At 67.0% G+C, this 25,924-nt stretch carries 26 protein-coding genes, 2 tRNA genes and 1 pseudogene; 16 read left to right on the forward strand and 13 right to left on the reverse strand.

What is annotated here, in order from left to right; all coding sequences use genetic code 11:
- The first annotated feature begins 304 nt into the window (after nt 1–304).
- Complete coding sequence (locus tag ACFW6D_RS14420; protein WP_379328242.1) at nt 305–1,141, forward strand: phosphoribosylaminoimidazolesuccinocarboxamide synthase; 837 nt, start codon at nt 305–307, stop codon at nt 1,139–1,141.
- A 104-nt stretch (nt 1,142–1,245) separates the two neighbouring features.
- Here the strand turns inward: ACFW6D_RS14420 and ACFW6D_RS14425 are convergent, their stop codons facing one another.
- Nucleotides 1,246–1,602, reverse strand: coding sequence for a winged helix-turn-helix transcriptional regulator (locus ACFW6D_RS14425; protein ID WP_379328244.1), 357 nt, complete (start codon nt 1,600–1,602; stop codon nt 1,246–1,248).
- 126 nt (nt 1,603–1,728) lie between these two features.
- Between ACFW6D_RS14425 and ACFW6D_RS14430 the strand changes: the two genes are divergently transcribed.
- Nucleotides 1,729–2,547 carry an NAD(P)-dependent oxidoreductase gene (locus ACFW6D_RS14430; protein WP_379328246.1) on the forward strand — a complete coding sequence of 273 codons (819 nt, stop codon included), beginning with the start codon at nt 1,729–1,731 and terminating at the stop codon, nt 2,545–2,547.
- A gap of 169 nt (nt 2,548–2,716) precedes the next feature.
- Here ACFW6D_RS14430 and ACFW6D_RS14435 read toward each other — a convergent pair whose 3' ends face one another.
- Nucleotides 2,717–3,523: an NAD(P)H oxidoreductase gene (locus ACFW6D_RS14435; RefSeq protein WP_379328248.1), complete on the reverse strand. Its 807-nt coding sequence runs from the start codon at nt 3,521–3,523 to the stop codon at nt 2,717–2,719.
- A 122-nt stretch (nt 3,524–3,645) separates the two neighbouring features.
- Between ACFW6D_RS14435 and ACFW6D_RS14440 the strand changes: the two genes are divergently transcribed.
- Entirely contained in the window at nt 3,646–4,593 is a 948-nt protein-coding gene (locus ACFW6D_RS14440) for an AraC family transcriptional regulator (RefSeq protein WP_379328250.1), read from the forward strand.
- A 46-nt stretch (nt 4,594–4,639) separates the two neighbouring features.
- On the opposite strand, the gene ACFW6D_RS14445 is transcribed toward ACFW6D_RS14440, so the two are convergent.
- From ACFW6D_RS14445 to ACFW6D_RS14465, 5 genes are all read right to left on the reverse strand, one after another.
- Nucleotides 4,640–5,071, reverse strand: coding sequence for a nitroreductase/quinone reductase family protein (locus ACFW6D_RS14445; protein ID WP_379328252.1), 432 nt, complete (start codon nt 5,069–5,071; stop codon nt 4,640–4,642).
- A 10-nt stretch (nt 5,072–5,081) separates the two neighbouring features.
- Nucleotides 5,082–5,579: an NUDIX domain-containing protein gene (locus ACFW6D_RS14450; RefSeq protein ID WP_379328254.1), complete on the reverse strand. Its 498-nt coding sequence runs from the start codon at nt 5,577–5,579 to the stop codon at nt 5,082–5,084.
- Nucleotides 5,580–5,677: 98 nt separating this feature from the next.
- The gene (locus ACFW6D_RS14455) at nt 5,678–6,880 is read right to left on the reverse strand and encodes an RNA polymerase sigma factor (RefSeq protein ID WP_379328256.1); all 1,203 of its coding nucleotides are present in this window, start codon (nt 6,878–6,880) and stop codon (nt 5,678–5,680) included.
- Nucleotides 6,877–7,275, reverse strand: coding sequence for a YciI family protein (locus tag ACFW6D_RS14460; protein WP_379328258.1), 399 nt, complete (start codon nt 7,273–7,275; stop codon nt 6,877–6,879). Before ACFW6D_RS14460 ends, ACFW6D_RS14455 begins: the two co-directional genes overlap by 4 nt.
- A 94-nt stretch (nt 7,276–7,369) precedes the next feature.
- Nucleotides 7,370–8,590 carry an NAD(P)/FAD-dependent oxidoreductase gene (locus ACFW6D_RS14465; RefSeq protein WP_379328260.1) on the reverse strand — a complete coding sequence of 407 codons (1,221 nt, stop codon included), beginning with the start codon at nt 8,588–8,590 and terminating at the stop codon, nt 7,370–7,372.
- Between the two features lie 150 nt (nt 8,591–8,740).
- On the opposite strand from ACFW6D_RS14465, the gene ACFW6D_RS14470 reads away from it, so the two are divergent.
- Nucleotides 8,741–9,385: a DsbA family protein gene (locus tag ACFW6D_RS14470; RefSeq protein WP_379328262.1), complete on the forward strand. Its 645-nt coding sequence runs from the start codon at nt 8,741–8,743 to the stop codon at nt 9,383–9,385.
- Nucleotides 9,386–9,419: 34 nt separating this feature from the next.
- On the opposite strand, the gene ACFW6D_RS14475 is transcribed toward ACFW6D_RS14470, so the two are convergent.
- Nucleotides 9,420–10,658 (reverse strand): M48 family metalloprotease, encoded by a 1,239-nt coding sequence (locus ACFW6D_RS14475; protein ID WP_379328264.1) that lies wholly within the window; start codon nt 10,656–10,658, stop codon nt 9,420–9,422.
- Between the two features lie 36 nt (nt 10,659–10,694).
- On the opposite strand from ACFW6D_RS14475, the gene ACFW6D_RS14480 reads away from it, so the two are divergent.
- Both ACFW6D_RS14480 and ACFW6D_RS14485 read left to right on the forward strand, forming a co-directional pair.
- Nucleotides 10,695–11,168: a ribose-5-phosphate isomerase gene (locus tag ACFW6D_RS14480; protein ID WP_379239195.1), complete on the forward strand. Its 474-nt coding sequence runs from the start codon at nt 10,695–10,697 to the stop codon at nt 11,166–11,168.
- A 3-nt stretch (nt 11,169–11,171) separates the two neighbouring features.
- Complete coding sequence (locus tag ACFW6D_RS14485) at nt 11,172–11,975, forward strand: Fpg/Nei family DNA glycosylase (protein WP_379328266.1); 804 nt, start codon at nt 11,172–11,174, stop codon at nt 11,973–11,975.
- A 43-nt stretch (nt 11,976–12,018) separates the two neighbouring features.
- Here ACFW6D_RS14485 and ACFW6D_RS14490 read toward each other — a convergent pair whose 3' ends face one another.
- A complete protein-coding gene (locus ACFW6D_RS14490) occupies nt 12,019–12,972 on the reverse strand; it encodes a GGDEF domain-containing protein (protein ID WP_056821857.1) in 954 nt (317 codons plus the stop codon).
- 656 nt (nt 12,973–13,628) lie between these two features.
- On the opposite strand from ACFW6D_RS14490, the gene ACFW6D_RS14495 reads away from it, so the two are divergent.
- From ACFW6D_RS14495 to fabG, 3 genes are all read left to right on the forward strand, one after another.
- Nucleotides 13,629–13,699, forward strand: a tRNA-Gly gene (locus ACFW6D_RS14495).
- A 42-nt stretch (nt 13,700–13,741) separates the two neighbouring features.
- A tRNA-Pro gene (locus ACFW6D_RS14500) sits at nt 13,742–13,818 on the forward strand.
- A 64-nt stretch (nt 13,819–13,882) separates the two neighbouring features.
- Nucleotides 13,883–14,641, forward strand: a complete 759-nt coding sequence (fabG, locus tag ACFW6D_RS14505; RefSeq protein WP_379328269.1) for a 3-oxoacyl-ACP reductase FabG — start codon at nt 13,883–13,885, stop codon at nt 14,639–14,641.
- Nucleotides 14,642–14,693: 52 nt separating this feature from the next.
- On the opposite strand, the gene ACFW6D_RS14510 is transcribed toward fabG, so the two are convergent.
- Complete coding sequence (locus ACFW6D_RS14510) at nt 14,694–15,053, reverse strand: hypothetical protein (RefSeq protein ID WP_379328271.1); 360 nt, start codon at nt 15,051–15,053, stop codon at nt 14,694–14,696.
- Between the two features lie 186 nt (nt 15,054–15,239).
- Here ACFW6D_RS14510 and ACFW6D_RS14515 point away from each other — a divergent pair, with 186 nt between their 5' ends.
- The gene (locus ACFW6D_RS14515; protein ID WP_379328273.1) at nt 15,240–15,644 is read left to right on the forward strand and encodes a DUF1801 domain-containing protein; all 405 of its coding nucleotides are present in this window, start codon (nt 15,240–15,242) and stop codon (nt 15,642–15,644) included.
- Nucleotides 15,645–15,667: 23 nt separating this feature from the next.
- On the opposite strand, the pseudogene ACFW6D_RS14520 reads toward ACFW6D_RS14515, so the two are convergent.
- Together ACFW6D_RS14520 and ACFW6D_RS14525 are read right to left on the reverse strand one after the other, a co-directional pair.
- Nucleotides 15,668–16,414 (reverse strand): annotated as a pseudogene (locus ACFW6D_RS14520) (metallophosphoesterase); the annotation flags it as partial.
- A 68-nt stretch (nt 16,415–16,482) separates the two neighbouring features.
- Entirely contained in the window at nt 16,483–18,951 is a 2,469-nt protein-coding gene (locus ACFW6D_RS14525; RefSeq protein WP_379328275.1) for a phosphoketolase, read from the reverse strand.
- A gap of 159 nt (nt 18,952–19,110) precedes the next feature.
- Between ACFW6D_RS14525 and ACFW6D_RS14530 the strand changes: the two genes are divergently transcribed.
- The 5 genes from ACFW6D_RS14530 to clpX all read left to right on the forward strand — a co-directional run bounded on the left by ACFW6D_RS14530 (nt 19,111) and on the right by clpX (nt 24,151).
- Nucleotides 19,111–19,653 (forward strand): FKBP-type peptidyl-prolyl cis-trans isomerase, encoded by a 543-nt coding sequence (locus ACFW6D_RS14530; protein ID WP_379328277.1) that lies wholly within the window; start codon nt 19,111–19,113, stop codon nt 19,651–19,653.
- Between the two features lie 161 nt (nt 19,654–19,814).
- Nucleotides 19,815–21,179, forward strand: a complete 1,365-nt coding sequence (gene tig / locus ACFW6D_RS14535) for a trigger factor (RefSeq protein ID WP_379328279.1) — start codon at nt 19,815–19,817, stop codon at nt 21,177–21,179.
- A 167-nt stretch (nt 21,180–21,346) separates the two neighbouring features.
- On the forward strand, nt 21,347–21,922 hold the full coding sequence (locus ACFW6D_RS14540) for an ATP-dependent Clp protease proteolytic subunit (protein ID WP_056821854.1): 576 nt from the start codon (nt 21,347–21,349) through the stop codon (nt 21,920–21,922).
- A gap of 43 nt (nt 21,923–21,965) precedes the next feature.
- Complete coding sequence (locus tag ACFW6D_RS14545; RefSeq protein ID WP_379239186.1) at nt 21,966–22,628, forward strand: ATP-dependent Clp protease proteolytic subunit; 663 nt, start codon at nt 21,966–21,968, stop codon at nt 22,626–22,628.
- A 242-nt stretch (nt 22,629–22,870) separates the two neighbouring features.
- On the forward strand, nt 22,871–24,151 hold the full coding sequence (gene clpX / locus ACFW6D_RS14550; protein WP_358117833.1) for an ATP-dependent Clp protease ATP-binding subunit ClpX: 1,281 nt from the start codon (nt 22,871–22,873) through the stop codon (nt 24,149–24,151).
- Nucleotides 24,152–24,232: 81 nt separating this feature from the next.
- Here the strand turns inward: clpX and ACFW6D_RS14555 are convergent, their stop codons facing one another.
- Nucleotides 24,233–25,048 (reverse strand): hypothetical protein, encoded by an 816-nt coding sequence (locus tag ACFW6D_RS14555; RefSeq protein ID WP_379239185.1) that lies wholly within the window; start codon nt 25,046–25,048, stop codon nt 24,233–24,235.
- 510 nt (nt 25,049–25,558) lie between these two features.
- Between ACFW6D_RS14555 and mihF the strand changes: the two genes are divergently transcribed.
- Nucleotides 25,559–25,873 (forward strand): integration host factor, actinobacterial type, encoded by a 315-nt coding sequence (gene mihF, locus ACFW6D_RS14560; protein WP_019045768.1) that lies wholly within the window; start codon nt 25,559–25,561, stop codon nt 25,871–25,873.
- Nucleotides 25,874–25,924 lie beyond the last annotated feature (51 nt).

Genomic DNA, 25,924 nt, shown 5'->3' on the forward strand with positions numbered 1-25,924 from the left:
CGGTAGTTCGCCGTCCACAATGCCACTTGCGGTCGCCGCCCGCTCCCGAGTTTCGGCCCGGCTCGAGCGTGCGGGGTGCGAGTGGCCGATGCGATGGGGTCCCGGCCGCGCGAGCCGGGCGCGACTTCGGCGAAGGCCCCGGCACACGGCGGCGCCTCGACCCGGTGGCCGCGATCCGGTCATGACCGCGACACCGGGAATGTGACCGGTCCCGCGTCGCGGTGACCAGGAATGATCGCGCGCCCGGCGCGGTCGGTAGAGTCCTACATACTCAGTATGTAGGCACTCACCAGGAGGTTCGACGTTGAAGCACGTGCACGCGGGGAAAGTCCGTGACCTCTATGAGGACGGCGATACCCTGCTGCTCGTCGCGTCGGACCGGGTTTCGGTGTATGACGTGGTGCTGCCGACGCCGATTCCGGACAAGGGCGCGCTGCTGACGCAGTTGTCGAACTGGTGGTTCGAGTACTTCACCGGGATCCCGAATCATGTGGTCTCGGCGACCGATGTGCCCGCGGAGTTCGCCGGGCGTGGGATTCGGGTGAAGCCGTTGAAGATGCTGCAGGTCGAGTGCATCGCGCGCGGGTATCTCACGGGCTCCGGTCTCAAGGAGTACCAGCGGTCGGGGACCGTGTCGGGGATCGCGCTGCCTGCGGGTCTGCGCGACGGGGACAAGCTGCCCGAGCCTACTTTCACGCCGTCGACGAAGGCTTCCGAGGGGCACGACGAGGCGATCAGTTTCGCCGATGTGGTGAACCAGGAGGGCCGTGAGGTCGCGGAGAAGCTGCGCGATCTGACCCTCGAGATCTACTCGCGTGGGGCCGAGCATGCTGCGAAGGCAGGTGTGATCGTCGCCGATACGAAGGTCGAATTCGGTTGGGACGGTGATGTTCTCACCCTCGGTGACGAGGTGCTGACCTCGGATTCCTCGCGGTTCTGGCCTGCCGACGAGTGGGAGCCGGGTCGCGCCCAGCGGTCGTTCGACAAGCAGTTCGTGCGCGACTGGTCGACTTCGACCGGCTGGAACAAGGAATACCCGGGCCCCGAGATCCCGGCTGACGTCGTCGAAGGAACTCGCCGCAAGTACGAAGAGGCTTACGAGCGGATCACCGGCCAGAAGTGGGCGGGGACGCAGGCTTGATCGGATGCGGCGCAGGCGATAAGTTCCGGTGCCGCAACATCTTTGACGCAAGGTCACGCCGCGCTTATCCGGGTACAGAAGGTCTCTTCGACGGCTGATCTTCGTCAGTGCACGGGCGCGTCTACGCCTTTGACTGCGCAGATGTGCGTCATGTTCTCCCTACCCCAGGCGCCGAGGGCGGCCAGCGCCGCGTTGAGTGAGACTCCGCGGTCGGTGAGCGAGTACTCGACCTTCGGAGGCACCTGCGCGTAAACCTCGCGGCTGATGATCCCGTCGTGTTCGAGCTCGCGTAGCTGCTGGATCAGCATCTTCTCGGTAACGCCCGGGATCAGGCGTTTCAGGTCGCCGAAGCGCTGGGTGCCGGTGGACAGAGCCCACAGGATCAGGGCTTTCCACTTGCCGCCGACGACGTCGAGAGCGGCGTCGAGTTCGCAGGAATATGGGCGCTCGCGTTGCTTCATGCTCGCCTTACTTACCTTTTGGTGGGTATTGCACTTCATAGTCGGTACTTGTCCAGTGTAGCGCAACAGGTGATTCTAGGAGGGCGTTGCTGATCGGCGGCGCAGAGCTTCGGAACTAGGAGAAAAATGGTCAACCAAGCTGCGGCACAGCATGTTTCGGTTATCGGACTCGGAGTGATGGGTACCGCACTGGCGAAGGCACTGCTGGCCGGTGGCCACGAGGTGACGGTATGGAACCGCACTGCGGCGCGGGCTGAAGCGCTGGTTTCCGATGGTGCGAAGGTCGCGGCGAATTCCGCCGAGGCGATGGCGGCGGGGGATCTGGTCGTCCTATGCGTGCTCGATGATGCCGCGGTACGGGAACATCTCGAGCCCGCCGCGGACCAGGTGCGCGGGAAGGTGGTGGTCAACCTGACCACCACCTCGCCCGAGCAGGCACGTTCGCTGGGACGCTGGGCTGAGGCGAACGAGGTCGAATTGATCGACGGCGGCATCATGGCGGTGCCCGAAATGATCGGCGGACCTGAGGCTTTCGTGCTCTACAGCGGTGCGACCGGCGGATTCGAGCGATTCCGCGCGGTACTGGAGTTGTTCGGTCGCGCCGAATTCGTCGGCGAAGACCTCGGCGCCGCCGCTATGTACGACGTGTCGATCCTGGGTGCCATGTACGCCATGTTCGCCGCGTTCCGCCAGGGCGGCACGATGGTGCGTTCCATCGGTGGCTCAGCAGCACGACTGTCCGAGTTGACGGCGCCGTTCCTCCAGTCGGTGGCGGCCTTGCTCGAGGGGTTTGCCCCTGGCGTCGACAACCCGGCGGACTATGTACAGCCGCAGAGCGACGAGTTCACCGCCGCCGCCATCGACCTGATCGACAAGTCCGCCGCCGAGTCCGGCAACCCCACCGAGCTTTACGGCGTGCTGCGCCGCGCGCTCGTCGGCTTGTGACCGAGAGTTCGACCGGCGTAATCGCACAAAACGGCGTCCGAGAATCAGTTTTCTGATTCTTTCGCGCCGAATTGTGTGATTACGCCGGACTGTGACACGGTCGGCCTGGCTCGGGAGGTGCACCCGAGCGCGCAGTGACCGGCCAGGGGCCACTGCGCGTCGACGGGGGTCAGGCCGTGACGAGGTCGACGGCGAGCAACTCGTCGACGAAGGCCTCGGCTTTCGCGTCGAACGCGGCGTAGTGGGCGGTGCGCGCGTCACCGCTGATCGCCTCGCCGATCACGAGATTGCCCTCGGCGTCGATACTTTGGGGCTGCTCCTCGGCATCGGGGAGCAGGCCGACCCGGGAATTCGTGATGCCCGCGTATTCGGCCAGGCCCACGTTGAGCTGGGCCTCCAGCAGCTGCTGCATGCCGGGGATGATCTCGTCATCCGCTGTCGCTCCGGCCAATCCGAGCCAGAGGATGCGCTTGCCCGCCAGCCGGGGCTTGCTGCGGCCGTAGGCGAAACCGTAGTTCCAGACGCTGTCGATCCAACCCTTGAGCAGCGCGGGCACGCTCTGCCAATAGACCGGGAACACCACGACCATGACGTCGGCGGCCAGCATGCGCCGCATGTGCGCCTCGACCGTGGGGGAGTAGACCTTGTCGCGATTGCCCCAGTCGGGCTGGTCGGCCACGGTCATGCGTGGGTCGAAGTTCTCGGCGTGCAGGTCGAGGAAGTCGATCGCGTAGCCGGCGGCGGTGAGCCGGTCGGCGGCCCGGCGGGCGATGTGGGCCGACAGTGAATCGGCGCGATGGTGGCCGAGGACGACGAGCGCGGTCGGGGCGGATCGATCGGCGGTCGGCGCCGTGGTGTCAGGAGTTGCCGTGCCGCCTGCGACCGGCGACGTGCTCGGTGTCGGGGAGTCGGCGGTGCGCGATCCGGTGGTGGTCGGTTCAGCGGTGGCAGTCGTGGTGGCGGCGGACTGGGTCACGGTGGGCTCCTGTTCGATCGGATGCGGGCTTGTCGGCCCGGTCCATTCAGTGAACCGCGGATCACGTGGACGATCTATGGGTGATCATCTCCAGTCGATAGGAATTCGTCTACGCTGGTGAGGTGGACCCATTGAGTTCGTTGCTGAGCGGCATTCGTGCCGAAGGATCGGTCGTGGCCCATGCCGTGCTGCGCCCACCGTGGACGATTCGCTTCGCCGATCGTGCGCCGCTGATCATGGTGACGGTGCTGCGCGGCGGTGGCACGCTGGTGCTCGCCGACGGATCGCGCACGAGTCTGATCGCCGGTGACACCGCGCTCGTACAGGCCGGTGAACCGTTCCACCTCGCCGACACGCCCGCCGCGCTCGATCGTCCGCACGAGCGCTACGAGCTGTCCTGCTTCGTGCCCGACGGCTTCGGACCCGCCGATTTCAACTGTGCCACACCGGAATTGATCGAGCTGCCGACGAGAACCGGTGTGCCAGGCGAGACTTCGCTGCTCGTCGGCGCCTACCGCGCCTCGGGGCGACGACACGAGCGGTTGCTGCGAGCGCTACCGCAGGTGATGGTCGTCCACGAGGACCCCGAAATGTGCCGGTGGCTGGAACAATCCGCCGCCGACGCGGTCCGCATGAGCGCAGGCTCGCAGGCGCTGATGGACCGGCTGCTGGACTGGGCGCTGGTCTGCACACTGCGCTCCTGGCTCGCCGAGCAGCAGCACTGCGCGCCCGCCTGGTATCGGGGCATGGCCGACCCGGTGGTCGGACCGGCGCTGGCCGCCATCCACGACCGGCCCTTCGACCGTTGGACCGTGGCGAGCCTGGCCACCGAGGCGGCGGTCTCGCGTGCCCTGTTCGCCCGGCGGTTCACCGAGGTGATGGGCGAACCGCCGCTGGCCTACCTCACCGAATGGCGGATGGCCGAAGCCGAGGAACTCCTCGCCGACCCCGCCCGCAGCGTCGCGCAGGTGGCGACCACTGTGGGCTACTCCGACGCGTTCGGCTTCAGCGCGGCGTTCAAACGATTGCGCGGCACCAGCCCGACCGAGTTCCGGGCCGCGCGGGTATAGCGGTCGCCGCGTGCCCGGCGCCCGCGCGAAGATGGGCCCTCGAGTCTCAGTTTCGTGGCGTGAGCAGGACCAGCGGAATCTCGCGGGTGGTCTTCTTCTGGTAGTCGCCGTAGCCCTTGTACGCGGCGACGACCCGCGGCCACAGTTCCGCGCGCTGTTCGGGGGTGGCGACGGTGGCCCGCATCGGCCGCTCGGGTCCGTTGCGCAGCGATACCTCGACGTCAGGGTTGTCGCGGAGGTTGAGGAACCAAGCTGGGTGGGTGTCGTCGCCGCCGCGCGAGGCGACGACGACGATCGTGTCGCCGTCGATGATGGGGGCGGTCAGCATGGACTTGCGCGCAGAGCCGGACTTGCGGCCGATCGTCGTGAGTTCCAGGGAGGCCATTCCCATGACGGAGTTGCCGATGTGGCCGCCGCTCACTGTGAGCAACGCGCGATGGACGGTGTTCATGATCTTCAGCTGCAGGTCGCTGGGCATACTGTGAAATCTACTCCGAACGCCCCAGATCTCCACCGAGCTCGATGGCCAGCCGGTTCAGGAACGGCCGCTGTCCTTTGCCGAGCTTCTCCGCCGCGGTGGCGAGGTCGAACCAGTCCGCCCGGTCGATCTCGGGGAACTGCGCGACCTGCCCCGATCGCGGCGGCCACTCCATCTCGAACGTGCCGGGCACCACGTCGGCCGGGTCGAGATCGCCCTCGACGGTCCACACCTTGAGGATTTTGCGTTTGGCCCCGCTGCGATAGCTCACCTGACCGAGCTCGGCCCACTCACCCTCGGGTGCGGGCAGCCCGAGTTCCTCGGTGAACTCGCGGCGGGCCGCATCACGCGCGGACTCCTCCTCGGCCGCGAACTCGCCCTTGGGAATCGACCACGCGGAGGCATCCTTCTTCGCCCACAGCGGCCCACCCATGTGCCCGAGCAGCACCTCGACCCCTGCCTCGCGGCGGCGATACACGAGCAGGCCAGCACTGAATACGTCCGTCATGAAGGTGAGTCTGCCAGGCGCGGCGCGGTGCCCCGGTCACGGCGTCGGTCGAGCGCGCCGACGAATCGGGTGCGCAAGCGGGTGAGCTCGGTGGGCACCTACCCGCTCGCGCGCAGGTGAGCCGCGCGTAGCAAGAGGTAGTCGCGTTCGGGCGCGCTCGCGGTCTGCCGTGCGGCGCGCTGGTATTCGCGCACGGCGGCGGCGGACTCGCCCGCCATCTCGTGCAGGTGCCCGCGGACGGCGGCGAGGCGATGAGAGTGCGCGAGCGGCTCGGAGACGGTGTCGGCTACGGATAGTCCGGCGGCCGGTCCGTGCACCATCGCGGTGGCCACGGCACGGTTGAGGGTGATCATCGGGTTCGGGGTCGCACGTTCGACCATGTTGTACAGCAATAGGATTCGTGACCAGTCGGTGTCTTCGACCCGCCGCGCCTGGGCGTGCAGGCCCGCGATGGCTGCCTGCATCTGGTACGGCCCCGTCAGCCCGGACGGCAGGGTCGCGGTGAGCAGGCGCAGCCCCTCGGTGATCTGCGTGCGGTCCCAGCGCGAGCGGTCCTGTTCGGTGAGCGGGATCAGTTCGCCGTGCGGTCCGGTGCGGGCGGCGCGGCGGGCGTCGGTGAGCAACATCAGCGCGAGCAGGCCGGTGACCTCGGTGTTGTCGGGGATCAGCGAACTGAGCGCGCGGGTCAGCCGGATCGCTTCGGCGGACAGGTCGCCGCGGCGAAGTCCTGCGCCGGAACTGCTGGTGTGGCCTTCGGTGAAGATCACGTACAGCACCTGCAGCACCGCATCCACCCTGGCGTTGTCGTGCGCACCGTCGGCGAACGGTCGCTCCGACTCCGTCAGCCGCTTCTTCGCCCGCGAGATCCGTTGCCCCATAGTCGATTCGGGGACGAGGAATGCGGCGGCGATCTCGGCGGTACTCAGGCCGCCGACCGCGCGCAGCGTCAGCGCGACCGCGCCGGCGGGCGGCAGGTCGGGATGGCAGCACAGGAAGTACATGTCGAGCGTGTCGTCGCGCGCGACCGCTTCCACGGGCACCTCGCGCAGGAAATCCGTTGTCTCCCTGCGTCGCCGCGCCACCTCGGTCCGCACCGCATCGGCCATCCGGCGCTGGGCGACCTGGATCAGCCAGCCGCGCGGATTGTCCGGCAGCCCGTCGCGATCCCACTGCGTCGCCGCCGCCAGCAGCGCGTCCTGCACCGAGTCCTCGGCCAGGTCGAAATCGCCGAAGCGGCGGACCAGCACGCCGAGGACCTGCGGCGCGAGTTCACGCAGCAGGTCCTCGATACGCGCTGTCACGCGGGTTCGGGCGCGCTCATCACCTGACGCACCTCGATGTACTCACCGATCGGCACGCCGTTGGGTCCGGGCGCCGCCGAGGCCTGCGCCGCGATCTCGACCGCCCGTTCGGCGGAGTCGACATCGACGATCCAGTACCCGGCGAGGAACTCCTTGGTCTCCGGGAACGGCCCATCGGTCACCACGGGGGCCGAGCGGCCGTCGGAGCTCACGATCATCGCCTGATCGGGGGCGGCGAGGCCCTGTGCGTCGACGAGTTCGCCCGCGGCGGCGAGCTGTTCGCCCAGTGCTCGCTGGAAATCGATGTGGGCGGCGATGTCCTCGGGTGCCCATTCCGGCAGCGGGATATCGCAGTTGGCGGCGGGGGAGTAGGTCTTGACCAGCATGAATTTCATGATTCGGCTCCTGTTCGGTGCGCCGTGGTGGCGCGCTCGACAACTGGTCGGAGCCGATGCGACGTCTTCGACACAACCGATGATGTGAACTGGATCACAGTGGAATGTTCGTGTCCGTGAGTCGGTCGGGATCGACGGGCTCTTCGGAGCCGATCAGCTCCTTGATCCGGTCGGTCACATCCCACACGTTCACGTTCATCCCCGCGCGCACCTTGTTCTGCTTGTCGAGCCAGAACGCGACGAACTCGCGCTTGTCGAGATCGCCACGCACCACCACCCGCACGTCGTCGCCGCGCCCGACGTAGCCGGTGTACTCCATCCCGACGTCGTACTGATCGCTGAAGAAGTACGGAAGCCGGTCGTAGACAGCGACTTTGCCCAGCATGGTCTTCGCCGCCACGGCGGGCTGATTCAGCGCGGTCGCCCAGTGCTCGACACGGACCAGCCGATGCAGCAGCGGATGCTCCTCCTCGGCGATATCGCCCACCGCCACCACATCGGGGTTGCTGGTGCGCAACGCCGCGTCCACCAGCACGCCGCCGTCGACCGCAAGCCCGGCCGCGGTCGCCGCCTCGATATTCGGCTGGGCGCCCACCGCGACCAGCACCGCCTGCGCGGGAATAACCGTCCCGTCGCCGAGCTGCACGGCTGTCGCGTCGCCCTCGTCGGTGAGGATCGCGTCGACGGTGGTGTTCGTGCGCAGGTCTACGCCGTGCGCGCGATGCAGGTCGGCGTAGAACTTGCCCATTTCGGGCCCGAGGATGTTGACCAGCGGCAGGTCCGCCGACTCGATGATCGTGACCTCGACACCCTTGGCGCGGGCCTGCGCGGCGACCTCGAGACCGATCCAGCCCGCGCCGATGATGACCAGACGCTTGTCGGTGTGCAGTACCTCGACGAGCGCGTTCGAATCGTTGATCGTGCGCAGCGTGTAGACGTTCGGGGCGTCGGCGCCGGGAATGTCGAGTGTGCGTGCGCGGGAACCGGTGGCCAGGGCCAGCTTGTCGTAGTCGAGGGTGGAACCGTCGGGCAGCGTCACCGTCTTGGCGATCGGATCGAACGCTGTCGCGGTGGTGCCCAGGCGCAGGTCGACGTGGTGATCGCGGTACCAAGCGGCCGGGTCGACGGTGAAATCGGGCAGTTGCTGGGTGCCTGCCAGGTGCTGTTTGGACAGTGGCGGGCGCTCGTACGGTAGCTCTTCCTCGGCAGCCAGCAGTGTGACCCGGCCGTCGAAGTCGTTGGCGCGCAAGGCCTCGGCGATCTTCGCCCCACCGAGACCCCCACCGATGACGACGAAATGCTGATTCGAGCTCATGAACGGACTCCTTCTCGCGGACGACCCGGACTCCTCGCAACACGAGCCTAGTGCGCGTCCGCGCCGACGGGAACGATTCCGGCGGTGCCGCGGTTGCACCAGTCGACGGGCGGACAACCCCGCCGCAGGCTGACCCGAGAGGAACCCACTGTGAGCGAACAGGCCACCAAGGATGTCGCCGATTTCTGGTTCGACCCGCTGTGCCCGTGGTGCTGGATCACCTCCCGGTGGATCCTGGAAGTCGAGAAGGTGCGCGATATCGAGGCGCGCTTCCACGTGATGAGCCTGGCCGTGCTCAACGAGGGCAAGGACGACCTGCCGCAGATCTACGTCGACATGATGGCCGCCGCGTGGGGACCGGTCCGGGTCGCCATCGCCGCCGGTCAGAAGTACGGCGACGAGATCCTGCTCCCGCTCTACACCGCGATGGGCTCGCGGATCCACGACCGCAAGGCCGAGTACGAGCGCGAGACACCCCAGCAGACCTATGCCGCGGTCGTCGCTGATGCCCTCGCCGAGCTGAACCTGCCCGCCGACCTCGCCGAGGCCGCCACCAGCACCGATTACGACGAGGCGCTGCGGGCCAGCCACCACGCGGGCATGGACAAGGTCGGCCCCGATGTCGGCACCCCGACCATCCACGTCAACGGGTCCGCGTTCTTCGGGCCGGTGCTCTCGCGCATTCCGCGCGGTGAGGACGCGGGCCGGGTGTGGGACGGCGTGGTCGCGCTGGCCTCGTACCCGCACTTCTTCGAACTCAAGCGCACCCGCACCGAGGACCCGGTCTTCGACTGATCGTGAAAAGGGGGCGCCGGCAGCGGCGCCCCCGTCAGACCGGTTTCGGCGGCAGCGCGGGCGGCGCGGAATTGAGCGGGTAGCCACCCGGCGGCGGGATCATGCCCGGATGCGGTGCGCTCGGACGCCAGAACATCGGGCCCGGCTTGGAACGGTCACGCAGCGCCCACATCCGCCAGGTGAGCACCGGGTGGCTCGACATCGCGTTGACCAACCAGATGAAACCGCCCCGATCGGTGGCGGCCCGATCGGCCATCTCGTCGACACCGACATCGGTGTTGAGGTACTTACCCGCGGCCAGCGTCGCCATCGCGCTCGGCGCGCCCTGCGGACGGAAACAGAAGCCGTGATTGTCGGCGGTGAACTCCTGCGCGCGGATCAGCGACGACCCGAGCAGCGGCAACCACTGCGCGGCGAACATGCCGAGCTGGCGCCAATACGACACGTGACCGGCGGCGATATGGCCGACCTCGTGGCCGATGATGAAAGCGAGGCCGTCGGGTTCGCGTGCGGCGCCGCCGATTTCGAACAGGTCGCTGTAGACCACGACGAACCGGCGGAACCCGTGTCCGGAAGCGAAGGCGTTGATCTGACCGTTGCCCAGGATGACATAGGCGTCGGGCGCCTTGTGCATCCCGAACCGCGCCGCCGCCTCCTGCACCATCCGATACCCCTCGGGGAACTGGGTGGGCGACATCTTCACGCCGTTCACCCGCTGGGTCGCCAGGTTCAGACCACGGGCCGCCCACAGCAGGATCGGCGCGAACAGCAGCAACAGCACGTACGGACTGCTGAGGATCGAACTGGTTTGTTCCACGCCGTTCTCGTCTACCACCGGCTCGGCGAACAACGCCACCATCGTGAGCAGCAGCGCCAGCAGGTACGCCACCGCGGTGATCATGATGACCACGATCAGCAGCGGGATCTCCCACGGATGCCGGGCGGGGCGATCCCACGGCATCAGGCCGCGCGGGCGGTGTGCGGGCGGCCCGCCCGGCGGGACGTGGCCGGGGGTGTAGTGACCGGGTGTGACGGGCGGATAGGCACCCGTCGGGCCGGGGAACGGCGGGTTCGGGTGCGCGCTGCGGCCGGGGAACGGCGGCGGCGCAGGGTTGTCCTGCGCACGGACATCACCGGGCCGCGGGTCGGGTTGTGCCCACGGTGACGGCGGCGCGGTGTCCTTGTTCAGCGACGGCGTGTGCTCGGGCTCGGCGTCGGAGTGCTCCGGCGGGGGACCTGCCGAATGCGGGGAATGCGGTTCGTGCGGGTGCATGAAACGACTCTAAGCGGGCCTGCGACAATCGCAGCCATGCGCGTTTACCTGGGTGCCGACCATGCCGGTTTCGAACTGAAGAATCACGTCAAGGCCCATCTGCAGGAGGCCGGACTGGAGGTCGTCGACTGTGGCGCCCTCGAGTACGACGCCCTCGACGACTACCCCGCCTTCTGCATCGAGGCGGCCCGTCGCACCGTCGCCGACCCGGGCTCGCTGGGCCTGGTCTTCGGTGGCAGCGGCAACGGTGAGCAGATCGCCGCCAACAAGGTCGCCGGCGCCCGCTGCGCCCTGGCCTGGAGCGTCGAAACCGCCGTGCTGGCCCGCGAACACAACAATGCCAACCTGATCGGCATCGGCGGCCGCATGCACTCCACCGCCGAGGCTCTCGCCATCGTGGACGCGTTCATCGCGACCGCGTGGTCGGAGGAGGCGCGCCACCAGCGTCGCATCGATATCCTGGCCGAGTACGAGAAGACCGGCATCGCCCCCGAGATCCCCGCGTACTGAGTAGTGCCCGAAGGACATACGCTCCACCGGATCGCCGACCTGCATCAGCAGCGGTTTTCCGGTGGGGTGGTTCGGGTTTCGAGTCCGCAGGGGCGGTTCACCGAGGGCGCCGCGCTCGTGGACGGGCAGGTGCTCGAGCGGGCCGAGGCCTACGGCAAGCATCTGCTGCATCACTACGAGTCCGGGCTGACGGTGCATGTGCACCTCGGGTTGTACGGCACCTTCAGTGAGGTCGAGCTGCCGGTGGCGGCGCCGGTCGGCCAGGTGCGAATGCGAATGCTCGGCGCCGCAACAGATTTCGGCACCGACCTACGCGGCCCCACCGCGTGCGAAGTCCTGCTGCCACCCGAAGTGGACGCACTCACCGCACGCCTCGGCGCCGACCCGCTCCGCGCCGACGCCGACCACGAACGAACAGGCGAGCGAATCCGCCGCTCCCGCAGAGCAATCGGCGCGTTGCTGATGGACCAGTCCCTGATCGCCGGCGTCGGCAACGTCTACCGCGCGGAAGTCCTGTTCCGCCACGGCATCTCACCGTTCCGCCCCGGAACCTCGATCACCCCCGCCGAGTGGGATGCCCTCTGGGCGGACTTGGTCGCCCTGATGCCCATCGGCGTCACCACCGGCCGCATGCACGTCGTTCGCCCCGAACACGACACCGGCGCACCGTCTTACAACAAAGACCGCCCCCGCACCTACACCTACCGCCGCCAGGGCGAACCGTGCCGAGTCTGCGCAACCCCCATCGCCCACAAGGTCATGGAGGGCCGAAACCTCTTCTGGTGCCCCACCTGTCAGCCCGAATAAATCGGCTGAGCCGGATCGCGAAGTGCAGGCTTCGCGATCCGACTCAGCCGGCGACCGCCGTTCCCAGTTCGGGGTCGCCCGATTCAGCGAGCGCGAAACGCCGCCCGCCCGCCGATTTCGCCGAGTACATCGCGCGGTCGGCGCGGCGTAGCAAGTCGGTGAAATCGCACGTTTTTCCCGGTGGGCAGAAAGCGGTGCCCACGCTGGCCGAGACCGGTACCGGGCCCGCGCTCGACCACACCGGGTCGCGCAGAGCCGCGACCACGCGGTGGGCCAGCTCGCCGAGGGTGTCGCGGCGCGGGTTGGCCGCGACCACGAACTCGTCGCCGCCGTACCGGCAGATCACCGTGTCGGGCGGGCACACTTCGCGCAAGCGGTTGGCCAGTTCGACCAGAACCTCGTCGCCGATCGCGTGTCCGTAGCCGTCGTTGATCTGTTTGAAGCGGTCGAGGTCCACCACCAGCACACCGACACCGCGGCTCGGGTCGGCGGCGAACGCGCGCACCCGTTCTTGCAGCAGTGTGCGGTTCGCGAGATCGGTGAGTGCGTCGTGGGTCGCCTCGTGGCGCAAGCGGTGCTGCAGCGCGGCGATCTCCTGTACGCGCAGTGACACTTTCGCCGAGATGTTCTGTTCCTGTTGCGCCAGAGCGCGTTCCTGGAGTGCCTGTGCGTAGCTGTCGATGGCCTGGCTGGCCACCAGCGGCCAGCGGGTCGCCACCAGCGAACCCGGAACCCCGGAGGGGAAGCCGAGCAGCCAGCGACTGGCATGGGCCAGCATTCTGGTGCGTTCGAAGGGCGCCTCGGCCAATCGCGCGCCGAGCTTACGCGCCTGTGGGACCGGGAACGGTTCGGTCCGCGCCAGGTGCAGCAGCCGCTCGACGATGTCGACGAGCACCGGCTCCAACTGATGCGGCGCCGTGGAAGAGCCCGGTTCGGCGCATACCGCGCGGGCCCAGGCGCGGGCCATCGCGGCGACCGGTGGCTCGATGTGGGTCATCGACATCACCGGCGATCATTCGCACTGCTACGCGGTTGGGTCCACCGAGTTCGGTACACGCTCACCGCCCCCTTTCCAGATACCCCCGTCCGGCAAAAAGGATCCTAGCAAGCCACCCGAGACCGAAAAGTCACGTTCTAGAACGTGTTCTCGCGTCTCTCGCGAATGGCGATCGGCTATGACATCGCTACAGCGTCTCCGGCGTTACACATTTCCCGAAAAGAATTTCGGGAGCCCGAAACGTGCAGCGTAGTGCCCTCCGCGGGGCGGTGGACGTTGCGTCGCCATGGGTCCCTCCTGGCACGGGGTGCAAGTCGTGACGGTGTGGCAATAACCGTCACGCGCACTCTCATGGTGGCCTACTCGCCGCCCACGTGCCAGGTTTTTAAGGAAAATTCTCCTATTTAATCCCCCGGTGGAGCAGGCGCCGGTCCCCATGGGCGCACCAACCATCGTCGCCGGGAGGCTGTTTCGGGGATAGGGTCATTAGGCCCTAATCGGGCACAGCGACGATCGGTCGCGTGCGGAGTCGGGTACACCGGCGGCCGGCGCGCATCAATCGGGCAGGCAGAGGCCGGATTGGCGTTTTTCGCGCGGGGTTCGGTACAGTCGTGTCGCACACGACATCGTGGCGATCCCATCGATGTCGTATGCCTGCGGGTGTAGTTCAATGGTAGAACCTCAGCCTTCCAAGCTGATGGTGCGGGTTCGATTCCCGTCACCCGCTCAAACATGTATTGCCTCGGCGGTGTTCTCGCTGATGAGGTATCGGGGTGTAGCGCAGCTTGGTAGCGCATCCGCTTTGGGAGCGGAGGGTCGCAGGTTCAAATCCTGTCACCCCGACCATCATTCGAATCCAGCCCCGTACCAGGGGCTTTTTTCGATTTCGGGGCGCGATAGGGTGGCGCCCATGTCTTCTAACTCCAGGGTCGCGATCGTCACCGGTGCCGCACGTGGGATCGGTGCCGCCGTCGCCACCAAGCTCGCCGCTGATGGCAATGCCGTTGCCGTGCTCGACCTCGACGAAGCCGCCTGTGCGGGCACGGTTGCCGCCATCGAGGCCGCGGGCGGCACCGCGCTGGCTGTCGGCGCCGATGTGTCCGACGAAGCCGCGGTCGCGGCCGCGGTGGAGCGGATCGCCACCGAACTGGGCCCGCCGACGATTCTGGTCAACAACGCGGGCGTGCTGCGCGACAACCTGCTGTTCAAGATGAGCGTCGAGGACTGGGACACCGTCATGAACGTGCACCTGCGCGGCGCCTTCCTGATGACGCGCGCGGTGCAGAAGTACATGGTCGAGGCGAAGTACGGTCGGATCGTCAACCTGTCCAGCACCTCGGCGCTCGGCAACCGCGGCCAGGCCAACTACTCCGCGGCCAAGGCGGGCATGCAGGGCTTCACCAAGACCCTCGCCTTCGAACTCGGCAAGTTCGGTGTCACCGCCAACGCGATCGCCCCGGGCTTCATCGAAACCGACATGACCGCGGCCACCGCCGCCCGCGTCGGCGCCGACTTCGAGGCGTTCAAAGCGGCTGCCGCAGCGGCGATTCCGGTCAACCGGGTGGGCACGCCCGAGGACATCGCCAACACGGCCTCGTTCTTCGCGAGCGAGGGCGCGGGCTTCGTGTCCGGTCAGGTGCTCTACGTGGCGGGCGGCCCGAAGGACTAGGCGGACCGCCACACTCCGCTGGGGCCGATGAGGGTCGTCGTGTCGGTGCCCGTCACGCGCAGCCGAAGCGGAAGTCCGCGCGCGACTCGGTGCCTGCCGTCAGTGTGACCCGAACGGCTTCGGTGACGGCCAGCCCGCAGCCGCCGGGCACCGCCACGACTTTCGCCTCGTAGCAACCCACCGGCAGCGCCACGCTCGCGCGCCCGTCGGCTCCGCTGACCAGTGTGGCGACCACCTGCTCGGCGCCGCACGGCGTGACCGCGATATCGGCTCGATTCACCGGAATCGGTTCGCTGCCGGTGAAGGCCCAGGCGGTCAAGGTTCCGGTTCCCGGCGGGGCGGGATCGGCGCCCGCGACACCGGTGACCATGAGTGGAGCGAGTACGGACAGTGCGAGAAATGTGGCGCGCATGAACCTCTCCTCGTCGATGAGTCGGGTCGTCCGGTGCTGATGGTAGGCCTATCTCGGTGCGAATCCGCACGTCACGCGGGGGTTCGTCGTTGACGATTCGGCGACGGAAGTGCCGGGCGCTCGACATGGACGGCGAAACCGCTGGTCGCGCTGTGTTCGGAGCATTTGCTGTGTCATCATCCGTCGATGACGTATGTCGCCGATCCGCGCGTAGACGCCTACATCGACGCGCTACCCACTTGGCAGCAGGCGATCTGCCGCCAGGTGCGTGAGCTCGTCCACGCCGCCGACCCGGCGGTCACCGAGACGGTCAAACGTCGCATCCAGCCCTACTTCGTCCTCGACGGCAATATCTGCGCGCTGCTCGCCGCCAAGACCCACGTGAACATCTTTCTCTACGACGGCGCGATCGTGCCCGACCCGGACCACATCATCACCGGTGGTCACGACAACAAAACCGCCAGGACGGTCGCGGTCTACGAGGGCCAGACCCTCAACGAACGAGCCCTGTCGAAGATGCTGAAACAGATCATCGCCGACAATCGCGCGGGCGGCTGGCGCCAGATCAAGAAGGAGCGCGGCGAGAGTTAGTGCGCCGGGGTGATTCCCGCGCGTTCGCTCCAGACCTGTTCGGCGGGAACGGAGACGGTGGTCAGCTCCGGGTAGCGCACCGCCGACAGGGTGCCGCCGAAGACCGCGCCGGTGTCGAGGCACAGGGTGTTGTTCACCCAGGTGAGGGTGTGGACCGGAGTGTGCCCGTAGAGGACCGTGGCACTGCCACGGTAGTCCTGCGCCCAGTCGTAGCGGACGGGGTAGCCGTGTTCGTCGAGTTCGCCGGTGGGGGCGCCGTAGAGGGCGAAGGAGCGGGCCCGGCCGGTGGTGGCGCCGTGCAGACTCTCGGGCAGACCGGCGTGGGCGACTACGAGCTTGCCTCGGTCGAGCAGGTAGTGGGCGGGCAGGTCGCGCAGGAAAGTGTGTGCGGCGGTGCGGAATTCGAGGTCTTCGTCGGCCAGTTGGGACAGTGACTGTTCGAGGCCGTGCGCGATGCGGACATTGCGGCCGTCGAGGGCGCGCATCAGTTTGTGGTCGTGATTGCCCGCGACGCACAGGGCGGTTTTCGCCGCCACCATTCCCATCACCAGGCGCAGCACGCCGGGCGTATCGGGGCCGCGGTCGACGAGGTCGCCGACGAAGACCGCGGTGCGATTGTCGGGGTGGGTGGCGCCGATCGGACGGGCGCGGTTGTCGCGATCGATGGCGTAGCCGAGCTCGCCCAGCAGGGTTTCCAGTTCGCTGCGGCAGCCGTGGACGTCGCCGATCACATCGAACGGTCCGTTGAGATCACGGCGGTCGCGGGGGAGCAGGTCGGTGCGGGGTTCGGTCATATCCACTCAATCGTCGGCCACGGCGGGCTCGGGCCGCAACTGCGTTACTCCGCGGTGGGGATCGCGGAGTCCGGCCAGACCCAGTTCGCGACGACCGGGATGTCGGCGCCCTGTTCACGGGTCCACCGCCGCGCGATCAATCGCGCGTCGACGATCTCCTGGCGCAGACCGGCCGCCCGCTCACGCAGCCCGGGAACGCGGTCGATCACATCGAGCACCAGGTGGAAACGGTCGAGATCGTTGAGCATCACCATGTCGAAGGGGGTGGTCGTGGTGCCCTTCTCCTTGTACCCGCGCACGTGCAGGTTGGCGTGGTTGGTGCGACGGTAGGTGAGCCGGTGGACCAGCCACGGGTAGCCGTGGAAGGCGAAGATCACCGGACGGTCGGTGGTGAACAGGGCGTCGAACTCGGCGTCGGGCAGGCCGTGCGGGTGTTCGTCGGCGGGCAGCATGCGCATCAGGTCGACGACATTGACGAATCGAATTCGCAAGTCCGGCAGTCGATCTCGCAGGATCGCGACCGCGGCGAGGGTTTCCAGGGTCGGCACGTCGCCCGCGCAGCCGAGCACCACATCCGGTGTCGTGCCGAGATCGTCGTTGTGACAGGCCCATTCCCAGATTCCGAGTCCGCGTGTGCAGTGCAGCCCGGCCTCCTCCGCCGTCAGCCAGTCCGGCCCCGGCTGTTTGCCCGCCACCACCACGTTGGCGTAGTGCAGTGACCGCAGGCAATGGTCGTAGGTCGAGAGCAGGGTGTTGGCGTCCGGTGGGAGGTACACGCGCACGATGTCGGGGCTCTTGTTCGCCACCACGTCGAGGAAACCGGGGTCCTGGTGGGTGAATCCGTTGTGGTCCTGGCGCCACACGTGGGAGGTGAGCAGGTAGTTCAGGCTGGGGATCTTGCGCCGCCACGGCACCTGCAGGCTGGCATCGAGCCATTTGGCGTGCTGGTTGAACATGGCGTCGACGATGTGGATGAACGCCTCGTAGCAGGTGAACACGCCGTGGCGGCCGGTGAGCAGATAGCCCTCGAGCAGGCCCTCGCACATGTGCTCGGACAGCACCTCCACCGCGCGCCCGACCGTCGACAGATCGACATCCCAGCGCCCGACTTCCTCCTGCCAATCGCGCCCGGTCACCTCGAGAATGTCTTGCAACCGGTTGCTGACCAGTTCGTCGGGGGCGAAGGTGAGGAAGTTGTGCGGGTTGCGCGCGGTGACATCGCGCAGCCAGCTGCCGAGCACCTGGGTGGCCTCGTGCTGACCGGCTCCGGGCGCGACGACCTCCACGCAGTAGGTGCGCCAATCGGGCAGGTCGAGATCGCGAATCAGCAAGCCGCCGTTGGCAACCGGGTTCAGGCTCATCGGCTGCGTGGGGACCTGCTCCAGCAGGGCGGGCACCGGCGAGCCGTCCTGTTCGAACAATTCCTCCGGCCGATACGACCGCAACCACAGCTCTAGCACCCGCCGGTGTTCGGCGTTGGTGCGTGCGTTGGGAAGGGGCACCTGGTGCGCGCGAAAAGTGCCCTCGACCTGCACGCCGTCGACCACCGGGGGACAGGTCCAGCCCTTCGGGGTGTGCATCACGATCATCGGCCAGCGGGGACGTTTCGTGTCCCCGTCCTCGCGGGCGGCCTTCTGGAACTGCGCGATCCGGTCCATGCAGGTGTTCATCGCGGTGGCCATGGCCTGGTGGACCGGGGCGGGGTCGTTGCCGGAGACGATCAGGGGCTCGTAGCCGTAGCCGCGCAGCAGTTCGACCAGTTCCTCTTTGGGGATGCGGGCGAAGATCGTCGGGTTGGCGATCTTGTACTCGTTGAGCGCCAGGATCGGCACCACCGCGCCGTCGCGACCGGCGTTGAGGAATTTGTTCGCGTGCCAGCTGCCCGCGAGGGGACCGGTCTCGGCCTCGCCGTCGCCGACCACGCAGAACACGACGAGATCGGGGTTGTCGAGGGCGGCGCCGTAGGCGTGCAGCAGGCAGTAGCCGAGCTCGCCGCCCTCGTGGAACGAGCCGGGAGTTTCGGGTGCGCAGTGACTCGGCACGCCGCCGGGGAAGGAGAACCGGTGGAAGAACCTGCGCATGCCGTCGACATCGCGCGGGATATCGGGCTCCAGCTCGGTGTAGGCGTTCTCGAGCCAGGCGCAGGCATTCGGACCGGGTCCACCGTGACCGGGGCCCGCGACGTACACCGCCTTCAACCCGCGCTCGCGGATCACCCGATTGGCATGGGCCCACACCAGATTCAGGCCGGGCACGGTGCCGAAATGGCCGAGCAGCCGCGGCTTGATGTCGGTGGGGACCAGCGGGGTGCGCAGCAGCGGGTTGCCCATCAGGTAGATCTGGCCGACCGCGAGATAGTTCGACGCGCGCCACCACGCGTCCACCGCGACGAGTTCGGCGCGCGAGAGCGGACCGGGTGCGTCGGTGAGCACATAGGGCTTCGGGGCGATGGTCTTGCCCTGACCCTCGCCCACATTGTCGGCCGCGGTGTCGCCCATGGTGGTTCCGGTCATCGCGGACACTCCTCGAGATCGGTGAGCGGCGCCGTCCGCGCCGCGGGGGCCTGCACGGGCGCCGATCAGGACCGGCGACACCGGTGGAGAAATGCACCCGCGAGCCTACCGTCGTGCCGGTTCCCGACCCGGAAACGACGGTCGATTACTGTGCGGGCCATGCATTCTCTCGCCAGGTTCATCGGAATCGGACTCGTCGCGGCCGCCGCGATCACCACTGCGGCCTGCGGCTCTGACTCGGATTCGAGCAGCGCGCCGAGCACGACCGCGGCCGGCGGGAAGAGCACGGGCCTGGAATGCACCGCCGACGATGTGAAGGTCACCGGCGGGTTCGGCGAGGCTCCCACGATCACCATCCCCGACACCTGCGACGCCCCCAAGACCCTGATTACCAAGGATCTGGTCGTCGGCAGCGGGCCCGGCGCGGTCGCCCAACAGCCGCTGACCATGAACTACGAGCTGGTCACCTGGTCGGACAAGCAGGTACTCGACAGCTCCTTCGAGCGCGGCAAGCCGTTCGGGCTGACCCTCGGCACCGGCCAGGTCATCGAAGGCTGGGACCAGGGTTTGATCGGCGTGCAGCAGGGCACTCGCCGACTGCTGATCGTGCCGCCGAACCTCGGCTACGGCGCAGGTGGCAACGGCGTCGCGCCGAACGAGACGCTGGTCTTCGTCACCGATGCCGTGCAGGTCGGCCGCTAGCTCCACCCACAACCAACCGCCGATTGCGCGACCGCGCAGGCGGTCAACTACCCTGGTCGGGATGCGCATTATGCGCCGCACCTGGCTTAGCCGTGCCTGACTTTGGCGCGTCGCCCCTTTGCGGGGACACCACCATGAACTACGAACCGAGGAGTATGTCCGTGAAGAGCACCGTCGAGCAGCTGAGCCCGACCCGGGTCCGGATCAACGTCGAGGTGCCCTTCGAGGAGCTGAAGCCCGACTTCGACAAGGCGTACAAGGCACTGGCCAACCAGGTCAAGATCCCCGGCTTCCGTCCCGGCAAGGCCCCGGCCAAGCTGATCGAGACCCGCGTCGGCCGTGGCGCCGTGCTCGAGCAGGTCGTCAACGACGCGCTGCCGAACAAGTACGCCGAGGCCGTGCAGGCCGGCGAGGTGAAGGTCATCGGCCAGCCCGAGATCGAGATCACCAAGATCGAAGACGGCGAAGAGCTGGCGTTCACCGCCGAGGTCGACGTGCGTCCCGAGATCGCGCTGCCCGACTACTCGGGCATCGAGGTGACTGTCGACTCCTTCACCATCGGTGACGACGACATCGAAGAGCAGCTGCTCTCGCTGCGTCAGCGTTTCGGCACCCTCACCGGTGTCGAGCGTGCCGTGGCCGATGGCGACTTCGTGTCGATCGACCTGTCGGCCACCGTCGACGGCGAAGACGTCCCCGAGGCGTCCACCACCGGCCTGTCGCACGAGGTCGGTTCGGGTCAGCTGATCGAGGGCCTCGACGAAGCCGTGATCGGCCTCAAGGCCGGCGAGTCCGCCGAGTTCACCTCCACCCTGGTGGCGGGCGACCACGCGGGCAAGGAAGCCGTGATCACCGTGGCCGTGCAGTCGGTCAAGGAGCGCGAGCTGCCCGAGGCCGACGACGAGTTCGCCCAGCTGGCCAGCGAGTTCGACACCATCGACGAGCTCAAGGAAGACCTGAAGGGCCGCGTCGAGCGCGTCAAGAAGGTCGAGCAGGCCGGCTCCATCCGTGACAAGGTGCTCGACACCCTGCTCGAGACCGTCGAGGTCCCGCTGCCAGAGGCCGTCGTCAAGGCCGAGGTCGACGCCGTGGTCCACGACGCCGTGCACGGTTTCGACCACGACGAGGCCAAGCTGGCCGAGGCGCTGGAGGCACAGGGCTCCTCCCGCGAGGAGTTCGACAAGGACACCCAGGAAGCCGCCGAGAAGTCGGTGAAGACCCAGCTGCTGCTGGACGCCATCGCCGAGGCCGAGAACACCCAGGTCGGCCAGCAGGAGCTGACCGAGCGAATCCTGTTCCAGGCGCAGCGTTACGGCATGTCGCCCGAGCAGTTCATCCAGCAGGTGCAGCAGGCCGGTCAGCTCGGCGCGGTCTTCGCCGATGTGAAGCGTGGCAAGGCGCTGGCCGGAGTTGTCGGTCAGGTGAAGGTCACCGACTCCGACGGCAATGTGGTCGACACCACCGAAATGTTCGGTGACCCTGCGGAATCCGCTGAGGCGGAGCAGGTTGACGCCGCTGCTGAGTAAGTTTCAGCGGCGTGATTTGATTGTGCTGTGAGCGAATAAGGGCGGTACCGGGAGTTCGGTGCCGCCCTGCTTCGTTAGTGTTTGTGACGACGAACCGTATTCGTATGGCCGTAGCAATCGGTGAGAAGAGAAGGCAGGTATCCGTGACGATCAACCAGGCAGGGGTCATGACAGCCGCTACCGCTGGACTCAACCTCAGTGATTCCGTGTACGAACGGCTGCTTCGCGAGCGCATCATCTTCCTGGGCACCCAGGTCGACGATGAGATCGCGAACAAGATCTGCGCGCAGATCCTGCTGCTCTCGGCCGAGGACGCGACCAAGGACATCGCGCTCTACATCAACTCCCCCGGTGGCTCGGTCACCGCGGGCATGGCCATCTACGACACGATGCAGTTCGCCGAGTGCGACATCAAGACCGTCGCGATGGGTCTGGCCGCATCGATGGGACAGTTCCTGCTCACCGCGGGCACCAAGGGCAAGCGTTTCGCGCTGCCGCACACCCGGATCATGATGCACCAGCCGTCGGCGGGCATCGGTGGTTCGGCGGCCGATATCGCGATCATGGCCGAGCAGTTCGCCCACACCAAGCGTGAGCTCAACGAACTGCAGTCGCTGCACACCGGCAAGTCGGTGGAGCAGGTGACCGAGGACGCGGACCGCGACCGATGGTTCACGGCGAAGGAAGCCCTCGAGTACGGCTTCATCGACCACGTGGTCGCGCACGCGAACCAGGCGAAGTAACCGCCGCCGTCCCCCCTCACTCGAGACAAGCTTGGAGATAAAGATGGCCAACCTCTTCGACCCGCGCGCCGGCCACGGCTCCGGTGCGAGCCTGCCGCAGTCGCGCTACATCCTGCCGCAGTTCACCGAGCAGACTTCGTTCGGCGTCAAGACTTCCGACCCGTACAACAAGCTGTTCGAGGAGCGCATCATCTTCCTGGGCAACCAGGTCGACGACGTTTCGGCGAACGACATCATGGCGCAGCTGCTGGTGCTGGAGTCCCAGGACCCCGACCGCGACATCACCATGTACATCAATTCGCCCGGTGGCTCGTTCACCGCGCTGATGGCGATCTACGACACCATGCAGTACGTGCGCCCCGACGTGGTCACGGTCTGCCTCGGCCAGGCAGCCTCGGCCGCCGCGGTGCTGCTGGCCGCCGGTGCCCCCGGCAAGCGGGCCGCGCTGCCCAACGCGCGCATCCTGATCCACCAGCCGTCCTCGGGCGGTGTGCAGGGTCAGGTGTCCGACCTCGAGATCGCCGCGGCCGAGATCGAGCGGATGCGTCGCCTGATGGAAGTCACCATCTCGCGCCACACCGGCAAGTCCGAGGAGCAGGTCCGCAAGGACACCGACCGCGACAACATCCTGACCGCCGAGGAAGCCAAGGAATACGGCATCATCGATCAGGTCTTCGATTACCGCAAGCTCAGCGGACAGAAGTGACACGCCCGGGCCCGCTGCCATGATCTGGGCGGCGGGCCCGGCTTTTTCACCCGCGGTGGCTCACAATGGTGAGGACCCGCACAGCAGTCACGACAAACATGCGCGAGTTGTCGACCTCATTCGCGCACAACAGGTACGGTCGACTCAGGGACCATTGCTCTGATTGACGGCACCGAGACGTATTTGACGGCCCAATCGGGGGACGACGGTCGCACTCGGACAAGGAAGTAGGGACCTACGAGATGGCGCGCATCGGAGACGGCGGCGATCTGCTGAAGTGCTCGTTCTGCGGAAAGAGCCAGAAGCAGGTCAAGAAGCTCATCGCGGGCCCCGGGGTTTATATCTGCGACGAGTGCATCGATCTGTGCAACGAGATCATCGAAGAAGAGCTGGCCGAGTCGAGCGAAGTGAAGCTCGACGAACTGCCCAAGCCTTCGGAGATCCGGGATTTCCTGGAGAACTACGTGATCGGCCAGGACACCGCGAAGCGGACCCTCGCCGTCGCGGTCTACAACCACTACAAGCGCATCCAGGCGGGTGACAAGGGGCGCGACGCCCGCGGTGAGACCGTGGAGCTGGCCAAGTCGAACATCCTGATGCTCGGCCCCACCGGCTGCGGTAAGACCTACCTCGCGCAGACCCTGGCGAAGATGCTGAACGTGCCGTTCGCCATCGCCGACGCCACCGCGCTCACCGAGGCGGGCTACGTCGGCGAGGATGTCGAGAACATCCTGCTGAAGCTGATCCAGGCCGCCGACTACGACGTCAAGCGCGCCGAGACCGGCATCATCTACATCGATGAGGTCGACAAGATCGCTCGCAAGAGCGAGAACCCGTCGATCACCCGCGATGTGTCGGGCGAGGGTGTGCAGCAGGCGCTGCTGAAGATCCTGGAGGGCACCCAGGCGAGTGTGCCGCCGCAGGGCGGTCGCAAGCACCCGCACCAGGAGTTCATCCAGATCGACACCACCAACGTGCTGTTCATCGTCGCGGGCGCCTTCGCGGGCCTGGAGAAGATCATCTCCGACCGCACCGGGCACCGCGGCATCGGCTTCGGCGCCGAGGTTCGCTCCAAGGCCGAGGTCGACACCGATGACCACTTCGCCGACGTGATGCCGGAGGATCTGATCAAGTTCGGTCTGATCCCCGAGTTCATCGGCCGCCTGCCGGTCGTCGCCTCGGTGACGAACCTGGACAAGGAATCGCTGGTCACCATCCTGTCCGAGCCGAAGAACGCACTGGTCAAGCAGTACGTTCGCCTGTTCGAGATGGACGGCGTGGATCTGGAGTTCACCACCGACGCGCTCGAGGCGATCGCCGATCAGGCCATCCTGCGCGGCACCGGTGCACGCGGGCTGCGCGCCATCATGGAGGAAGTCCTGCTGCCGGTGATGTACGACATCCCGGGCCGCGACGACGTCGCCAAGGTGGTCGTGAACGCCGACACCGTCATCGACAACGTCCTCCCGACGATCGTGCCACGCAAGGCACAGCGTCCCGAGCGTCGCGAGAAGTCGGCGTAACAAACCAATAGCTGAGGGCCCCTTCGGATCTGATCCGGAGGGGCCCTTCGCTGTGCTGGGTTCTCGGGCTGCGGGAGGCGGCTAGTTGGCGGCCGGATCGCCGAGTTTCGGCGCCGCGAGCAAATCGTCGCCGTCGTCGGCGGGGATCTCCGCACTGGCACGGGCAATGGCGGTGCTGTAGCGGGCGCTGGCGGCGTTGTGGATGAGCAGGGCGACACCGATCATCACCGGGGCGATGGCGTGCACAGCGGCGTCGTACCAGTGCCCTGCGCTCAGGTGGGGATAGGTGTTGAGGGCGATGGTCAGGGTGAGCAGGAACCCCTCGGCGATCAGCACCTGGTTGCGGTTGCCCATCACGCCCCACTCGGCGACCCGGGTGGTGCCGATCATGATGATGATCAGACACACGCTGATCATCGCCTCGAGGCCGAAGCTGGCCCAGTAGAGCGGGTCGCTGGGTCCGCCGGGGGCGATGTTGTGCTGGACGTTCACCGCCGACCACAGCATGCCCACGATCACCACGCCCGCCAATCCGCGCAGCGACCAGGTGCGGTGCTGATACAGCGAGGCCAGCCGCGCGCGCGGGTTGGATTCACGACGCTGCGCGGCGATCGCCTTGCGGGCGACCATCAGGTCCGACATCTCGGCCCGCTCGAGCGCCGCGGTGGTGTCGCGCAGGCGGTCGGAGTGCGAGGAGGCGGCCTCGATCTGCTTCCAGCGCTGATCGCGCTCATAGGTGCGGATCTTCTCGGCGAGCTCGCGTTCGGCGCGCAATTCGTCTTCCGACAGCGCGTCGGTCAGGGCCGGATCGGACTGATAGGCGATGCGACGCCTGGCCCGTTCCACCCGCACGGGCAGGGCGGTGACCTCGTGGTCGAGCGGGTGTTCCTCGCGCATCGCAACTCCAGTTAGCAAAAAGGGTTTCGCCGGGTCGCGTCATTGTTGCGCATCGAGCGGGGGAACTACACCCGCGGGCCCGGATCAGCAGGCCCGCGGGGGTCTCAAAATGTCTGGCGCACAAGCTTTGTAGCTGTCGATGCACCAGAACGGGGATGCGGTGACGACGGGAAAACCGTCGCGCCCGGGTCGAGGAGCTTCGTTGATCCTCCGTGGTTCGCCGTTGAACCTTGATCCCGTGAAGTGCTTCTGGATGGTGTGTCGTCGCTGGTCATCGGGGTGTTACTCGAATGTTTAAGGCCCGGGGAAATGGATAGGGGACCGGTTCCCCGAAAACCGTCTTTTCGTCCGTTTGGTCCGTCTTGCAGGGCCTTCACTGATTACGACGGGTTCGGCACGCAAAACTCATCGGCGTATCCTCGCGGTGTGTCGGACTGGTACTGCCGATTTCGTGCTGTTTACTCGGTCCGTCAATCAGATGTTCGAGTGACGAGTGGAAGCGGAGGAGACATGGCACTGCCTACGATGACCGCCGAACAGCGCACCGAGGCGTTGGCCAAAGCGGCTGCCGTGCGCAAGGCGCGCTCGGAACTGATCGGCAAGGTGAAGGAGGGCAAGGTCACCGTCGCCGATCTGCTCAAGAAAGCCGACAGCGACGACCTGGTGAAAAAGACCAAGGTCGCTGCCGTGATCAAGGCACTGCCGGGCGTTGGCCCGGTCAAGGCCGCGAAGCTGATGGATCAGGCTGAGATTCCCGAGGATCGCCGCATCGGCGGGCTCGGTGCTCGTCAGCGCGCGGCACTGCTCGACGCCCTCGAGGCCTGAGCCGATTCGCGATCCGACGCCCGTGGAGCTGCACGCACGGGCGTCGGGATG

Origin of the sequence: Nocardia sp. NPDC058705 (assembly GCF_042749305.1) — a bacterium.
Classification (GTDB): Bacteria; Actinomycetota; Actinomycetes; order Mycobacteriales; family Mycobacteriaceae; genus Nocardia.

Excerpts from the sequence above, each read along its gene's own strand:
- ACFW6D_RS14555 (WP_379239185.1), bottom strand. The coding sequence starts at position 25,048 with ATGCGCGAGGAACACCCGCTCGACCACGAGGTCACCGCCCTGCCCGTG.
- clpX (WP_358117833.1), top strand. The coding sequence starts at position 22,871 with ATGGCGCGCATCGGAGACGGCGGCGATCTGCTGAAGTGCTCGTTCTGC.
- ACFW6D_RS14450 (WP_379328254.1), bottom strand. The coding sequence starts at position 5,579 with ATGACGGACGTATTCAGTGCTGGCCTGCTCGTGTATCGCCGCCGCGAG.
- ACFW6D_RS14525 (WP_379328275.1), bottom strand. The coding sequence starts at position 18,951 with ATGACCGGAACCACCATGGGCGACACCGCGGCCGACAATGTGGGCGAG.
- ACFW6D_RS14445 (WP_379328252.1), bottom strand. The coding sequence starts at position 5,071 with ATGCCCAGCGACCTGCAGCTGAAGATCATGAACACCGTCCATCGCGCG.
- ACFW6D_RS14510 (WP_379328271.1), bottom strand. The coding sequence starts at position 15,053 with ATGCGCGCCACATTTCTCGCACTGTCCGTACTCGCTCCACTCATGGTC.
- ACFW6D_RS14515 (WP_379328273.1), top strand. The coding sequence starts at position 15,240 with ATGACGTATGTCGCCGATCCGCGCGTAGACGCCTACATCGACGCGCTA.
- ACFW6D_RS14475 (WP_379328264.1), bottom strand. The coding sequence starts at position 10,658 with ATGCACCCGCACGAACCGCATTCCCCGCATTCGGCAGGTCCCCCGCCG.
- ACFW6D_RS14530 (WP_379328277.1), top strand. The coding sequence starts at position 19,111 with ATGCATTCTCTCGCCAGGTTCATCGGAATCGGACTCGTCGCGGCCGCC.
- mihF (WP_019045768.1), top strand. The coding sequence starts at position 25,559 with ATGGCACTGCCTACGATGACCGCCGAACAGCGCACCGAGGCGTTGGCC.
- fabG (WP_379328269.1), top strand. The coding sequence starts at position 13,883 with ATGTCTTCTAACTCCAGGGTCGCGATCGTCACCGGTGCCGCACGTGGG.
- ACFW6D_RS14460 (WP_379328258.1), bottom strand. The coding sequence starts at position 7,275 with ATGAAATTCATGCTGGTCAAGACCTACTCCCCCGCCGCCAACTGCGAT.
- ACFW6D_RS14465 (WP_379328260.1), bottom strand. The coding sequence starts at position 8,590 with ATGAGCTCGAATCAGCATTTCGTCGTCATCGGTGGGGGTCTCGGTGGG.
- ACFW6D_RS14480 (WP_379239195.1), top strand. The coding sequence starts at position 10,695 with ATGCGCGTTTACCTGGGTGCCGACCATGCCGGTTTCGAACTGAAGAAT.
- ACFW6D_RS14425 (WP_379328244.1), bottom strand. The coding sequence starts at position 1,602 with ATGAAGCAACGCGAGCGCCCATATTCCTGCGAACTCGACGCCGCTCTC.
- ACFW6D_RS14545 (WP_379239186.1), top strand. The coding sequence starts at position 21,966 with ATGGCCAACCTCTTCGACCCGCGCGCCGGCCACGGCTCCGGTGCGAGC.
- ACFW6D_RS14430 (WP_379328246.1), top strand. The coding sequence starts at position 1,729 with ATGGTCAACCAAGCTGCGGCACAGCATGTTTCGGTTATCGGACTCGGA.
- ACFW6D_RS14490 (WP_056821857.1), bottom strand. The coding sequence starts at position 12,972 with ATGACCCACATCGAGCCACCGGTCGCCGCGATGGCCCGCGCCTGGGCC.
- ACFW6D_RS14540 (WP_056821854.1), top strand. The coding sequence starts at position 21,347 with ATGACAGCCGCTACCGCTGGACTCAACCTCAGTGATTCCGTGTACGAA.